14 protein-coding genes are annotated in these 13,270 nt (G+C 70.8%); 10 read left to right on the forward strand and 4 right to left on the reverse strand.

Features of this window, described 5'->3' with window-relative positions; genetic code table 11:
* Positions 1-34 precede the first annotated feature (34 nt).
* The 6 genes from FHW79_RS07660 (at position 35) to FHW79_RS07685 (ending at position 5,893) form a co-directional block, all read left to right on the forward strand.
* Complete coding sequence (locus FHW79_RS07660) at positions 35-802, forward strand: GntR family transcriptional regulator (RefSeq protein ID WP_247884226.1); 768 nt, start codon at positions 35-37, stop codon at positions 800-802.
* Between the two features lie 41 nt (positions 803-843).
* Positions 844-1,983 carry a ferrochelatase gene (gene hemH, locus FHW79_RS07665; RefSeq protein ID WP_183178370.1) on the forward strand — a complete coding sequence of 380 codons (1,140 nt, stop codon included), beginning with the start codon at positions 844-846 and terminating at the stop codon, positions 1,981-1,983.
* Positions 1,984-2,098: 115 nt separating this feature from the next.
* Entirely contained in the window at positions 2,099-3,019 is a 921-nt protein-coding gene (locus FHW79_RS07670) for an ABC transporter substrate-binding protein (protein WP_183178371.1), read from the forward strand.
* Positions 3,020-3,036: 17 nt separating this feature from the next.
* Complete coding sequence (locus FHW79_RS07675) at positions 3,037-4,209, forward strand: ABC transporter permease (RefSeq protein ID WP_183178372.1); 1,173 nt, start codon at positions 3,037-3,039, stop codon at positions 4,207-4,209.
* Positions 4,206-5,144, forward strand: coding sequence for an ABC transporter ATP-binding protein (locus FHW79_RS07680; RefSeq protein ID WP_183178373.1), 939 nt, complete (start codon positions 4,206-4,208; stop codon positions 5,142-5,144). The genes FHW79_RS07675 and FHW79_RS07680 overlap by 4 nt, the downstream gene beginning before the upstream one ends.
* On the forward strand, positions 5,141-5,893 hold the full coding sequence (locus FHW79_RS07685) for an ABC transporter permease (protein ID WP_348984079.1): 753 nt from the start codon (positions 5,141-5,143) through the stop codon (positions 5,891-5,893). The genes FHW79_RS07680 and FHW79_RS07685 overlap by 4 nt, the downstream gene beginning before the upstream one ends.
* Before the next feature lie 15 nt (positions 5,894-5,908).
* On the opposite strand, the gene FHW79_RS07690 is transcribed toward FHW79_RS07685, so the two are convergent.
* Together FHW79_RS07690 and lysM are read right to left on the reverse strand one after the other, a co-directional pair.
* On the reverse strand, positions 5,909-6,790 hold the full coding sequence (locus FHW79_RS07690) for a hypothetical protein (protein WP_183178374.1): 882 nt from the start codon (positions 6,788-6,790) through the stop codon (positions 5,909-5,911).
* A 160-nt stretch (positions 6,791-6,950) separates the two neighbouring features.
* Positions 6,951-7,439 (reverse strand): peptidoglycan-binding protein LysM, encoded by a 489-nt coding sequence (gene lysM / locus FHW79_RS07695; RefSeq protein WP_282183982.1) that lies wholly within the window; start codon positions 7,437-7,439, stop codon positions 6,951-6,953.
* Positions 7,440-7,630: 191 nt separating this feature from the next.
* Between lysM and FHW79_RS07700 the strand changes: the two genes are divergently transcribed.
* The 3 genes from FHW79_RS07700 (at position 7,631) to FHW79_RS07710 (ending at position 9,892) form a co-directional block, all read left to right on the forward strand.
* Positions 7,631-8,611 (forward strand): S1C family serine protease, encoded by a 981-nt coding sequence (locus FHW79_RS07700; RefSeq protein WP_183178375.1) that lies wholly within the window; start codon positions 7,631-7,633, stop codon positions 8,609-8,611.
* A gap of 61 nt (positions 8,612-8,672) precedes the next feature.
* On the forward strand, positions 8,673-9,104 hold the full coding sequence (locus FHW79_RS07705) for a PaaI family thioesterase (protein ID WP_183178376.1): 432 nt from the start codon (positions 8,673-8,675) through the stop codon (positions 9,102-9,104).
* Positions 9,101-9,892: an enoyl-CoA hydratase family protein gene (locus FHW79_RS07710; protein ID WP_183178377.1), complete on the forward strand. Its 792-nt coding sequence runs from the start codon at positions 9,101-9,103 to the stop codon at positions 9,890-9,892. Before FHW79_RS07705 ends, FHW79_RS07710 begins: the two co-directional genes overlap by 4 nt.
* A gap of 110 nt (positions 9,893-10,002) precedes the next feature.
* Here FHW79_RS07710 and gndA read toward each other — a convergent pair whose 3' ends face one another.
* Both gndA and FHW79_RS07720 read right to left on the reverse strand, forming a co-directional pair.
* On the reverse strand, positions 10,003-11,445 hold the full coding sequence (gndA, locus tag FHW79_RS07715; RefSeq protein ID WP_211108165.1) for an NADP-dependent phosphogluconate dehydrogenase: 1,443 nt from the start codon (positions 11,443-11,445) through the stop codon (positions 10,003-10,005).
* A gap of 65 nt (positions 11,446-11,510) precedes the next feature.
* Positions 11,511-12,587 carry a LacI family DNA-binding transcriptional regulator gene (locus FHW79_RS07720; protein ID WP_247884227.1) on the reverse strand — a complete coding sequence of 359 codons (1,077 nt, stop codon included), beginning with the start codon at positions 12,585-12,587 and terminating at the stop codon, positions 11,511-11,513.
* 166 nt (positions 12,588-12,753) lie between these two features.
* Here FHW79_RS07720 and FHW79_RS07725 point away from each other — a divergent pair, with 166 nt between their 5' ends.
* A complete protein-coding gene (locus FHW79_RS07725; RefSeq protein ID WP_348984080.1) occupies positions 12,754-13,257 on the forward strand; it encodes a gluconokinase in 504 nt (167 codons plus the stop codon).
* Positions 13,258-13,270 lie beyond the last annotated feature (13 nt).

Below are 13,270 nucleotides of genomic sequence, written 5' to 3' on the forward strand. Positions count from 1 at the left end.
CCGCGGCGAAGGTTTGAACAGCAGTTATGCCATCATGAAAACTGTCCTGAGCGCCCCTCGCCGCGCCGTCCGCGGGCGGGGGGAGGGGGCGGAGGCCCGCATCGTCCGCAGCATCGGCGAGGCCATCGCCGACCGCCGGCTGCCGCCCGGCACCAAGCTGGCGGAGGAGAGCCTGGCCGAGGTGTTCGGCGTCAGCCGGGAACGGGTGCGCAAGGTGCTGCTTTTGCTGGCGCAGCGGCGTGTGGTGACGCTGATCCCCAACCGGGGCGCCTTCGTCGCCAAGCCCACCGCGCGGGAGGCGCGCGAGGTGTTCGAGGCCCGGCGGGTGATCGAACGCGCCGTGGTGGAGGCGCTGGAGCGTGAACCACGCCCGCTGCCGGACGAGATGTCGGCGAAGCTGCGCGTCCATCTGGCGCGGGAGGAGGAGGCCGACCGCGTTGGGGACCGCATGGCGCTGATCCGCCTGTCGGGTCAGTTCCACCAGCTGCTGGCCGACTTCGCCGGGAACGCCACGCTGGCCGGCATCCTGGCCGACCTGATCGACCGCTCCAGCCTCGCCATCGCGGCGTTCGAGCGGCGGTCCTCGCACTCCTGTTCCGCCACCGAGCACCGGCGCTTCGTCGAGGCGCTGGAGTCCGGTCCGCCCGGGGCGGCGATGCGGCTGATGATGGAGCATCTCGACGAGGTGGAGCGGCAACTCGACCTCGACGCGCGGTCGGACGGCGCGGTCGATCTGAAATCCGTTTTCGCAGATCGGCCGGCGGACCGGACGGAAGAGCCTGTCCGAACGGCCGGAGGATAGCCCGGCCCTATCGACCGCATAGGGACAAAGGGCTGCTTCCGATGGGTTCGGCTCGCTATTATGCTGCCCGCCGCGACATCGAGGTGACCGACATCATGCAGCCCATTTCCAAGCCCGCCGACCACCCGCCGGTTCCCGCGCGCCGCGTCGGTGTGCTTCTGATGAATCTCGGAACGCCGGAGGCGACCGACTACTGGTCGATGCGCCGCTATCTGAAGGAGTTCCTGTCGGACCCCCGCGTGATCGAGGTGCCGAAGGCGGTGTGGTGGCCGGTGCTGAACGGCATCATCCTGACCGTGCGTCCGGGCAAGAGTGGCCATGCCTACAAAAGCATCTGGAACGAGGAGCGCAACGAAAGCCCGCTGAAGACCGTCACCCGCGCCCAGGCGGAGGGCGTCGCGGCGGCGCTGGCGGCGCGGCACGGCGACAGCGTGGTGGTGGACTGGGCCATGCGCTACGGCCAGCCGGCGGTCGGCCCGGCGATCCAGCGGCTGAAGGACCAGGGCTGCGACCGCATTCTGCTGTTCCCGCTCTACCCGCAATATTCGGCGACGACGACGGCCACGGCCAACGACCAAGCCTTCCGCCAGCTGATGACCATGCGCTGGCAGCCGGCGGTGCGCACCGTCCCCGCCTATCACGACGAGCCGGGCTACATCGAGGCGCTGGCCCGCTCGGTGGTTCGGCACATCGCGGCGCTGGACCACACGCCGGACGTCCTGCTGGCGAGCTTCCACGGCCTGCCGAAGGTCTATCTCGACCGCGGCGATCCCTACCACTGCTTCTGCGTGAAGACCGCGCGCCTGCTGGCCGAGCGGCTGGGCTGGGAGCCGGGGCGGGTGCAGTACAGCTTCCAGTCGCGCTTCGGCAAGGCGGAGTGGCTGAAACCCTACACCGACAAGACGGTCGAGGAGCTGGCCCGCGCCGGCAAGACCAGGATCGCGGTGATCGCGCCGGGCTTCTCCGCCGATTGCGTGGAAACGCTGGAGGAGATCCAGTTCCAGGTGAAGGACGCCTTCATGGCGGCCGGCGGCGAACGCTTCACCTACATTCCTTGCCTGAACGACCATCCTGACCATGTCATCTTCCTGGCCGACCTTGTGGAGCGCGAGCTGGGCGGCTGGGTGGACGGCGCCGGGGCGCGGGCGGCGCGCGACGCGGAGGACCACGTCACGGCGTGACCCCCTTCTCCAAAATGGAGGGCCGCACAGGCGGAAAGGGTGGGTTGCCGGGGCGGCCCGGCTTCCCCATGCTGGCGGACGGACAGATTGGACGATGGTTGGGAGGATGCGGGGGATGCGGCGTGTGGTTCGGGCGGTGGCCGCCCTGGCGCTGGGAGCGCTGCTGACGGCGGGGAGCGCCGCGGCGGCGGACAAGGTCCGTGTCGGATCGAAGCTGGACGCCGAAAGCGGCCTGCTCGGCACGATGATCCTGCAGGTGCTGGAGGCCAACGGCATTCCGGTCGAGAACAAGATCCAGCTCGGCCCCACCCGGATCGTGCGCAGCGCCCTGCTGGCCGGAGAGATCGACGTCTATCCGGAATACACGGGCAACGGCGCCTTCTTCTTCAACCTCGACAGCGATCCGGCCTGGAAGAACGCCGCCGCCGGCTACGAGACGGTGAAGCAGCTCGACCGGGACAAACACAACATCGTCTGGCTGACCCCGGCCCCGGCGAACAACACCTGGGCCATCGCGCTGCGCCGCGACGTGGCGGCGCCCAACAACCTCGCCACCATGGAGGACTTCGCCCGCTGGGTCGGCGCCGGCGGCACGGCGAAGCTCGCCGCCTCGGCGGAGTTCGTGGAAAGCCCGGCGGCGCTGCCCTCCTTCCAGAAATCCTACGGCTTCACGCTGAAGCCCGACCAGATCCTGGTGCTGGCCGGCGGCGACACGGCGGCGACCATCCGCGCGGCGGCGGAGGGCACGTCCGGCGTCAACACCGCCATGGTCTACGGCACGGACGGCGCCATCGCCGCGCTGGACCTCGTGGTCATGAAGGACACCAAGAGCGCGCAGATGGTCTACGCCCCGGCCCCGACCATCCGCGACGGCGTGTTGGACGCTTACCCGAAGATTCGCGACCTGCTGGACCCGGTCTTCAAGTCCCTGGATACCGAGACCCTGCGCGGGCTGAACGCCAAGATCTCTGTGGAGGGGCAGGACCCGCGGGCGGTCGCCACGACGTATTTGAAGTCGAAAGGCTTCCTGAACTGACGGCCTGAACTGACGGGATGACCGGCGTCCGTCCGATCCACAACCGCGTCGCCCTGCTGCTCGCCGCCATGATCGTGGCGGCGGCGCTGGCTCTGCCGTTCCTTGGCTTTGCGCCGAACCGGCTGCTGTCGGGAAAGGCCATCGCGTTGAGCGCGGTGGCGGGCGCCGGGTGGAGCGGGGCGGCGCTGCTGCCGGTCGCCCTGCTGCTGGCCGTGCCGTTCCTGCGGGTGGGCCGGGCGGCGCATCTCCTGTATGTCGGGGCGGGGGTGCTGGCGGCGGCGGGGCTGGTCTGGCTGGCTGGACAGCACGCCGCGCTGCTCGCCGCGACGGCCAGCCCGGCGGCGCGGACCTCCTTTGGGGCGGGATTCTGGGTGATGGAGGCCGCCGCCCTGCTCGCCGTTCTGGACGGGGTGCGGCGGCTGGGGCTGGGTCCTGCCGGGCGGGTCGCCGTGGGCGCTCTGACGGCGGCGCTGATCGGCGGGCAGTTCGCCGCCGGGCATCTCGACCAGCTCTCGATCATGAAGGAATACGCCAACCAGCGCGACGTCTTCGCCGGGGCCGTGCTGCGCCACGCCGCGCTGGTCGCTGCGGCCCTGGTGCCGACCCTGCTGATCGGCGTGCCGCTGGGCGTCGCGGCGCAGCGCTCCGCCGCCGTGGGGCGGCTGGTCTTTCCGGTGCTGAACGTCGTGCAGACGATCCCGTCCATCGCTCTGTTCGGGCTGCTGCTGGCCCCGCTGTCGGCGCTGGCCGCGGCCTTTCCGGGGCTGGGCATCGGCGGGGTCGGACCGGTGCCGGCGGTGATCGCGCTGACGCTCTATTCGCTGCTGCCCATCGCGCGCAACACCGCGGCGGGGTTGGCCGGCGTGCCGGAGCCGGTGCGGGAGGCGGCGCGCGGCATCGGCATGACGCCGCGCCAGATCTTCTGGCGGGTCGAGGCGCCGCTGGCCCTGCCGGTGTTCCTGGCCGGGCTGCGCATCACGCTGGTCCAGGCGGTCGGGCTGGCCGCGGTGGCGGCGCTGATCGGCGCCGGCGGGCTGGGAGCCATCATGTTCCAGGGGCTGTTCGCCAACGCGCTGGACCTCGTGCTGCTGGGGGCGGTGCCGGTGATCCTGCTGGCCGTCGCCGCCGACGCGGCGCTGAAGCTGGCCTCGGCGCTGGCGCTGTCGCGACTCGGGAGGACGGCGGCGTGATCGCCTTCGAGGGAGTGACCAAACGGTTCGGCGCCTGGACCGCCGTGGACAGCCTGTCGTTGACCGTGGCGGCCGGGGAGTTCCGCGTGCTGATCGGGCCGTCCGGCTCCGGCAAGTCCACGGTGCTGCGGATGATGAACCGGTTGATCGCACCGGACGCCGGGACCATCCGGGTTGAGGGCGAGGACATCGCCCGCCTGAAGCCGGAAACGCTGCGCCGCCGCATGGGCTACGTGATTCAGAACATCGGGCTGTTCCCGCACTGGACGGTGGAGCGCAACATCGCCGCCGTGCCGGACCTGCTCGGCTGGCCCAAGGCGCGGGTGCGCGACCGGGTGACGGAACTGCTCGCCCTGCTGAATCTCGACCCGGAACGCTACCGCGGCGCCTACCCGCACGAGCTGTCCGGCGGCCAGCAGCAGCGCGTCGGCGTCGCCCGCGCGCTGGCGGCGGAGCCGCAGATCCTGCTGATGGACGAGCCGTTCAGCGCGCTCGACCCGATCACCCGCGGCGCCTTGCAGGCGGAGATGGCGGGGATCCACAAGGCGACCGGAACCACCGTCGTCTTCGTCACCCACGACATGGACGAGGCGCTGGCGCTGGCCAGCCGGATCGCCGTGCTGGACCGCGGGCGGCTGGTGCAGAGCGGCACGCCGCTCGACATCCTGACCGACCCCGCCGACGACCGGGTGCGCGATCTGGTGGGGCGCGAGGATTGGGGGCTCAAGCGGCTGGCCGTGGAGACGGTGGCGGAGCGGCTGCGCCCCGGCGAGACGGCGCCGGGCGAGCCGCTGGCGGCGGGGGCGTCGCTGCGTCAGGCGCTGGCCGCGATGGTGGCGCGCGGCACCGACCGGCTTCCCGTGGCGGACGGGCAGGGGCGCCCGGTGGGTACGCTGCACCTTGCCGACCTGCTGCGCGGGCCGGACCGGTCGTGAGCCGCCTGCGGAGTCTGCTGACCGACCGGCTGGTCCTGGGCCTGCTCGTCCTGGCGGCCCTGGTGTTGGGGATGCCGGCGCTGAAACCGCTGTTCGCCGCCGCCTTCCCGGCGCTCGACCGGCCTTTGTACGAGGCGGACGGCTTCCTGGCGCTGACGCTGGACCATCTGGCGCTGGCCGGCGGGGCGAGCCTGATCGCGGTGCTGCTCGGCGGGGCGGCGGGCATCGCGGTGACCCGGCCCTTCGGACGGGAGTTCCGTGGCATCCTCGACGCGGTGGCGGCGATGGGCCAGACCTTCCCACCGGTGGCGGTGCTGGCCGTCTCGGTCCCCGTTCTCGGCTTCGGCCCGGCCCCGGCGCTGATCGCGCTGACGCTCTATGGGCTGTTGCCCATCGTCGAGAACACCGTGGCCGGCCTGGAATCGGTGCCGGAGCCGGTGCGCGAGGCGGCGCGCGGCATGGGCATGGGGCCGGGCGCGCTGCTGTGGCGGGTGGAGCTGCCGCTGGCCGCTCCGGTGATCCTGGCCGGGGTGCGGACGGCGGCGGTCGTCAACCTCGGCACGGCGGCCATCGCCTCCACAGTCGGGGCGAAGACGCTCGGCCTGCCGATCATCGTCGGGCTGAACGGCTCCAACCCCGCCTACGTCATCCAGGGCGCTGTGATCGTGGCCGCCCTGGCGGTGGTGCTGGACGCCGGCTTCGACCGGCTGGCGGCGCGCCTGACCCGCTGGCGGCCCGGCACCGATTGAGGCGCGGCCTGACGGTCACTTGTAGCCGAGCTTGCGCAAGGCCGTCTCGTCGAGCTTTCTGGCGCGCGGCAGCGTGTCCTCGTTCACGACTTTCAGCACATGCGTCCGGATGCTCTTCAGAGCGTCCGTGTAGGCGCCGCTGTCGATCCCGTTGAGAAAATCATTCCGCAGATGGTCGTCGATGTTCAGGCCCTTGGCGCTGTTCTGGTTGATGAACACCTTGTAGAGCTTGGGAGCGTTCTTCTGATCAACGCCCTTGCGGGTGATCGAGAGGAACTCGATGTTCTCGCCGGTTTTCCCCTGCTCGGCGACGGCGTGCAACAGCAGCGTCAGCTTGTTGCTTTTCAGGATTTCCTCGATTCCCTTCCTTTCGAAGGGATTCACGAACGGACTGTCCTTGGTCTGCGCCTTCTGGTCCGCCTTCCGTTGCTTTTCATAGGCCGCTTCATCCTTCGCCAGCCGGGCGCTGATGTCCTTGCGGTCCTTGGCGATGGCCTCCTCGAAGACCTTGACGAGCTTGGTCGTGAAGCCCGGCACCGATTTGGCGAAGGTCAGGGCCTTCTTCGCCACCGTGGCCTTCGGGTGAGCCTTCGTCAGAACGTCCAGATCCTTCGCGGCCTCCGCGGCCAGCGTGCCGGCGCTCTTCAGCTTCCGGAACATGGGGGTGATGACCTTGGCCACCTCGGCTTCGTAGGTGCTGATGACGTCGTCGTCCAGCGGCTCCGGCTTGGCGAGGGCGTGCAGCATCACCCGGTTCCAGGTGATCGACTCGAACGCCTTTTCCGCGGCGGCAAGCCCTTCCAGGAGCTTCACACAGGCCGGGCGGTCCTGGCAGGTGCCAAGGCTGGCCGCCGCGACGCGCGGAATGAGGTCGTCCGGGTATCCGATGATCTTCATGGCCTGCTCCTCCCTGCCGGTTGTGGGGAGAGCCTGCCGAACGGGCTTGGCCGGAGCAATTCGAGATCGGTCGGATTGACGGGAGACCCCGGCGCGATCTGCACCTTTGCGGACCGATCCCGCGGCGGGGCTCCTTGCCGCGCCGCGGGACGGTGCCGCATCACTGCGGTGGGATGCGCAGAACCTGTCCGGGATAGATCTTGTTGGGGTCCTTCAGCATCGGCTTGTTCGCCTCGAAGATGGCGTTGTAGCGGTTGGGGTCGCCATAGACCTGTTTGGCGATGGCGGACAGGGTGTCGCCCTTCTCAACCGTGTGGAAGCGCGTCTGGCTGGCCGGTTGCTCCGTCGGCGGCACGGTCGGCTGGTCGGGGCCGCCCGCGCCTTGATCCTTGGCGATGACGGCGGTCTGGTCGTCCACCCGCGACACGCCCTTCACGTTGCCGAGCGCCACCGCGATCTTCTCCTTCTCCTCCTGCGAGGCAGTGCTGCCGCGGACCGTCACCGTGTCGTCGGCGACCTGGATGTCCAGACCGTTGGTCGGCAGGCCCACCTGCGACAGGTGGGATTTCAGCTCGTCGGCGGTCGGGGCGTCCGAGTCGCTGACTTTTTCGCCATGATCGCGGCGGAAGAAATCGAACAGGCCCATCATGTCCTCCCTCGGTTGGTCGCCATGGTGAAGCGATCCCGAACAACATCGCTGAGGCTCGCTGGTTTCACGCGCGGAGGAGGGGGTGCGGAACGCCGGGCTTAGCAGCGGCGTTCGACTTCCCAAATAAGACCATGGAGAGTAACGCTGAAAGGGGAGGGGATCACACCACCCCCCTGCGAAAGGAGCCGCCGATGAACCCGTCCGACGACTGGCGGATTCCGCCGCAATTCCAGCCCGACCCGGATGATCTGGCCTATGATCTGGACCGGGCGCTGTCCGCCGTGGTCGGGCTGCGCGCCAGCGTTCCCGAAGACGCCTACACCGCCGGCGTTCTGGGGACGGAGCGCGCCGGGCAGGGCGCCGTCATCCGCGAGGACGGGCTGGTCCTGACCATCGGCTACCTGATCGCGGAGGCCGAGGAGGTCTGGCTGACCACCAACGACGGGCGGGCGGTGCAGGCGCATGTGGTCGCCTACGACCACACCAGCGGGTTCGGGCTGGTGCAGGCGCTGTCGCCGCTGGGCGTGCCGGCGCTGATGCTCGGCTCGTCGCGCCATGTGCAGTTGGGCGACCCGGTGGTGGTGGCCGGGGCGGGCGGGCGCGGGCGCTCCATCACCGCGCGGGTGGTCGCGCGGCAGGAGTTCGCCGGCTATTGGGAATACATGATCGACGACGCCCTGTTCACCCTGCCGGCCCATCCCAACTGGGGTGGCACGGCGATGCTGGGGGCGGGGGGAGAACTGCTGGGCATCGGCTCCCTCCAGCTCCAGTACCGGGCTGAGGAGGAGCGCGTCCTGCCGCTGAACATGAACGTGCCGATCGACCTGCTGAAGCCGATCCTCGATGACCTGATGACCCAAGGGAAGGTCAGCGGCCCGCCGCGCCCCTGGCTTGGACTCTACGCCACGCAGGACGAGCGGGAGCGGGTGGTGCTGGTCGGGCTGGCCGGTGACGGGCCGGCCCAGCGGGCGGAACTGCGGGCCGGCGACGTGGTGCGCGCGGTGGCCGGGCAGCCGGTGGGTTCGCTGGCCGACTTCTACCGCGCCCTGTGGAATCTCGGCCCGGCGGGGGTCGACGTGCCGCTGACCATGGAGCGGGAGGGCGACGTCTTCGACATGCGCGTCGGCTCCAGCGACCGCGAGCGCTTTTTGAAGGCGGCACGGCGGCACTGACAAGCGGAACTGTGCGACACTGGCGCTCCAGAACCAAGAAGACGGGTTGGAGAGCGCTTTTATGGACGACTTGATGAAGGGGGAACCGGCCTCCGGCTTCCAGACCCTGCTCGGCTACACGCTGGTGCGCTGGGAGGAGGGCGTGGCGGAGGTGGAGCTGACCATCGCGCCGCAGCACCGCAACCGGGGCGGCGTCCTGCACGGCGGCGCGCTGATGACCCTGCTCGACACCGTCATGGGCTTCGCGGCGACCCACTGCGCGGTGCCCGGCCATTCGCGCCGGGTGGTCACGCTGTCGCTGTCCTCCAGCTTCCTGGGCGCGGTGGCGGAGGGCACGGTGGTGGCCCGCGGCACGCTGCTGGGCGGCGGGCGCAAGATCGTCGGCTGCCGGGGCGAGGTGCGGCGCAAGGAGGACGGCGCGCTTCTGGCGTCCGCCGAGGGAATGTTCAAGTATGCTCCGGGAAGTGAAAATCCGGAGGGAACGCCCAGATGAACGATAAGAAGACCGGCCTGGACATCGCGCAGGACGGCCGTGTCCTGCGCCTGACCATCAACGACCCGACCACCCGCAACTCCATCGGCCCGGCTCTGATGGAGGCGGCCCGTGCTGCCTTCGACGCGGCGGCGGCCGACGCGGGCGTCGGGGCGGTGGTGCTGACCGGCGCCGAGGGGGCCTTCTGCTCCGGCGGGAACCTGAAATGGCTGAAGGAGGCGCGCAACGGCGACCGCGAGGCGGTGCGGGCGGGGGTGGAGAGCTTCCACGCCATGATCCGCAGCCTGCGCGCCTGCCCGAAGCCGGTGATCGCCGCGGTCGAGGGGCCGGCGGGCGGTGCGGGCTTTCCGCTGGCGCTGGCCTGCGACCTGATCGTCGCGGCGGAGGACGCGGTGTTCACCCTGTCCTACATCAAGGTCGCGCTGACGTCCGATGGTGGCGGCACGGCGTCGCTGGCCCGCGCGCTGCCGCCGCAGCTCGCCGCGGAGATCCTGTTCGAGGGCGGGCGCGTCGGGGCGCCGCGTCTGGCACAGCTCGGCATGATCAACCGGCTGACCGCCCCCGGCGGCGCTCTGGCCGAGGCGACCGCCTGGGCGGAGCGGCTGGCCGCCGGCCCGACCGCCGCGCTGGGCCGCGCCAAGGGGCTGCTGGAGGTCGCCTATGGCGGGCTGGCGGATCAGCTCGACCGCGAGCGCGACGCCTTCGTGGAGTCGCTGTTCCACGACGAGGCCGGGGAGGGCGTGACCGCCTTCTTCGAGAAGCGGGCGCCGGTGTTTCCGAAGGGGTGAGTGCGGGCGTGAGCCCCCACCCCAGCCCTCCCCCGCTATCGCAGGGGAGGGAGCTTAATCCCCTCCCCGGCCCAGCGGGGGAGGGTTAGGGTGGGGGCTCGTGCGGGATGTCACCCCACCTTCCACTCCGTGTGCACCATGCCCGGACGGTCGGTGCGCTCATAGCCGTGGGCGCCGAAATAGTCGCGCTGGGCCTGGATCATGTTGGCCCACAGCCGGCCGCTGCGGTAACCGTCCCAGTAGGACAGGGCCGAGGCCATCGCCGGCACCGGCACCGCGGTCAGCGTCGCGGCGGCCACCACGCGGCGGAAGCCGGCGTCGCCGCAGGTCATCAGGCCGGCAATGTCGGGGTCCAGCATCAGGTTCGGCAGTTCCGGCGCGCGGTTCAGCGCGGTCAGGATGCGGTCGAGCAGGCGGGCGCGGATGATGCAGCCGCCGCGCCAGATGCGCGCCACCGCCGCCAGATCGACGTCCCAGCCGAATTGCCGGCTGCCCGCGGCGATCACCGCGAAGCCCTGGGCGTAGACGGCGATCCGTCCGCTGAGCAACGCGTCGCCGACCGACGCGACCAGATCCTCGCCGGACGGGGCGTGGGGGATGGCCAGCGCCTCGGCGGCGCGCACGCGCTCGTCCTTCAGGGCGGACAGGCAGCGGGCATGCACCGCCTCGGCGATGGTCGGGGCGGGCATGCCCAGCTCCAGCGCGGTGGTCGCCGCCCAATGGCCGGTGCCCTTCTGGCCGGCGGCGTCGCGGATGACCTCGAGGATCGGTGCGCCGGTCTCGCCGTCCTTGGTGCGCAGGATGTCGGTGGTGATCTCCATCAGGTAGGAGGCCAGTTCCCCGCCGTTCCATTCGGCGAAGATGTCCGCCAGACGCTCGTAGGAGCAGCTGCCGATCCCGCGCAGAAGATGATACGCCTCGGCGATCAGCTGCATGTCGGCGTATTCGATGCCGTTGTGGATCATCTTCACGAAATGGCCCGCCCCCTCCGGCCCGACGCGGGCGAAGCAGGACTCGCCGTCCGGGGCGCGGGCGGCGATGGCGGCCAGCAGCGGGGCGACGGGGGCCAACGCTTCGGCGTCGCCGCCGGCCATCAGGGCGGGACCGCGCCGCGCCCCCTCCTCGCCGCCCGACACGCCCAGCCCGACGAAGCGCACGCCCGCGGCGGCGGCGAGTGCCGCGCGGCGGTTGGTATCGCGGAAATGGGAGTTGCCGCCGTCGATCAGCACGTCGCCCGGCGACAGGCGGGGCAGCAGGGCCGCCGTCAGCTCGTCCACCGGGGCGCCGGCGGGCACCATCATCAGGATCGTCCGCGGCGCCTTGAGCGCGCCCAACAAGTCCTCCACCGACGCGCAGGGGACGGCGTTGCCCACCTGGGCGGCGAAGGCGCCGCGGCGCCCCTCGTCCAGGTCGTAGCCCGCCACCACGGCCCCGTGGTCGGCCAGATTGGCGGCGAGGTTGCGTCCCATCACACCCAGGCCGAGGACGGCGATGTCGGCCGAGCCGACGGCGGTGGTTTCCGCCCCGGTCCTGGTCGAGTTGCCCTGCACCATCACAACGAACTCCCGTACATTCTCTTTAATGACAACCCCGCGGCGCGGGGGCCGGTTGCGGTCTCTCAAGTGGTCTCGCGGACCATCAGGCGAAAGCCCAGATCCACGCGGCGCGGATTTTCCCGGCTCTGCGGCGTCCGGTTCTCCATGCCCGCGATCAGCAGGCGGGCCGCCTCCACGCCGATCGCGCGGCGGGGGGTGGCGACGGTGGTCAGCGGCGGGACGGTCCAGGCCGCCCCGGCCAGATCATTGAAGCCGGCGATGGCCAGCCGTTCCGGCACCGGGATACCCAGCCGCGCGCACTGGAACAGCGCGCCCTGCGCCAGATCGTCGTTGCACAGGAACAGCGCGTCGGTGTCCGGATGGGTGGCCAGCGCGCGCTCCAGCAACTCCGCGCCCAGCGCGACGGAGGTGGCGTCCGGCACCATCAGCTCCAAGGCGGGGTCGTGCCGCCCGGCGTCGCGCAGCGCCTGCCGCCAGCCGTCGCAGCGCTGCCGCGTCCGCGGGTCGAGCTGCCCGGCGATCAGCCCGATCCGCCGTCGCCCGCGCGCAGCCAGATGCGCGCCGACGGCGTAGCCGGCGTCGAACTGCGAGAAGCCGACCGTCTGTACCGGACAGTCGTCCTGTGCGCCTTCGGCCATCAGGTCCCCCTCCACGCTCAGATCCATGGTGTGGACGACCGGAATCGTGAGGCTGCGCAGCAGGTCCCAGGTGCCCGGCGTGTGGTGGAGCCCGCTCAGGATCACCCCGTCCGGATCGTGGGCGAGCTGGGTGCGCAGGACGCGCTCCTCCGCCTCCGGGCCGTAGCCGGTGATGCCGACCAAAGGCTGGTAGCCCTGTGGGGTCAGTGTCTCCTGCACGCCGGCCAGCAGGTCGATGAAGACGGCGTTGGTCAGGGAGGGAATCAGCACCGCCACCGTCATCGTCCGCGCGGAGGCCAGCGCCGACGCCACGCGGCTGGGCACGAAGCCCAGGCGGCGGCTCGCCTCCTCGACGCGGGCGCGCACCTCCTCGCTGACCGTGTCGGGCCGGCGCAGGGCGCGGGAAACGGTCATGGCGCTGACCCCGGCGGCGGCGGCGACGTCGGCCATGGTGGCGCGTCCGCTGCGCGAGGATCGGGGTTTGCGGGGGGTGGCGGTCATCAGCGTTCCAATTGTCCAGCGGCCATTATCCCGCGCCGGATTGGGCTTTACAAGCCTCGTTTGTTAGCGGTAACATCCTCATCTCTCCCCACCCGTAATGTTGCAAGGACCGACCGGCATGAGCGCTCTTCCGTCTCCCGATGTTACCGCTAACATAAGCGGGGCCGTGGACGCGATCGTGGTGATGGGCGTGGCGGGCTGCGGCAAGACCTCGGTGGGGGAGGAGTTGGCGCGGCGGCTCGGCTGGCAGTTCCTGGAGGGCGACGGCTTCCACCCGCCGGAGAACATCGCGAAGATGTCCGCCGGCATTCCGCTTCAGGACGAGGACCGCTGGGGCTGGCTGGACACCATCGCCGCCCACATCGCCCTGGCGCGGGAGGCGAAGGCGCCGATCGTCGTGTCCTGCTCCGCGCTGAAGCGGCGCTACCGCGAGCGGCTGAGCGCCGGCGGGACACGCGTCCTGTTCGTTCATCTGAACGGCAGCCGGGACACCATCCACGCCCGCATGGCGCTGCGCGCCGGCCATTTCATGCCGACCACCCTGCTGGACAGCCAGTTCGCCGCTCTGGAGCCGCTGGAGGCTGGGGAACTCGGCATCGTCTGCGACATCGACGCCAGCCCGGCGGAGATCGCCGCCCGCGTCTCCTCCCGGATCGCTCCCGCCGCCTGAACAGTCTGCCGTC

It is taken from the genome of Azospirillum sp. OGB3 (assembly GCF_014192915.1).
Lineage (GTDB): Bacteria > Pseudomonadota > Alphaproteobacteria > Azospirillales > Azospirillaceae > Azospirillum.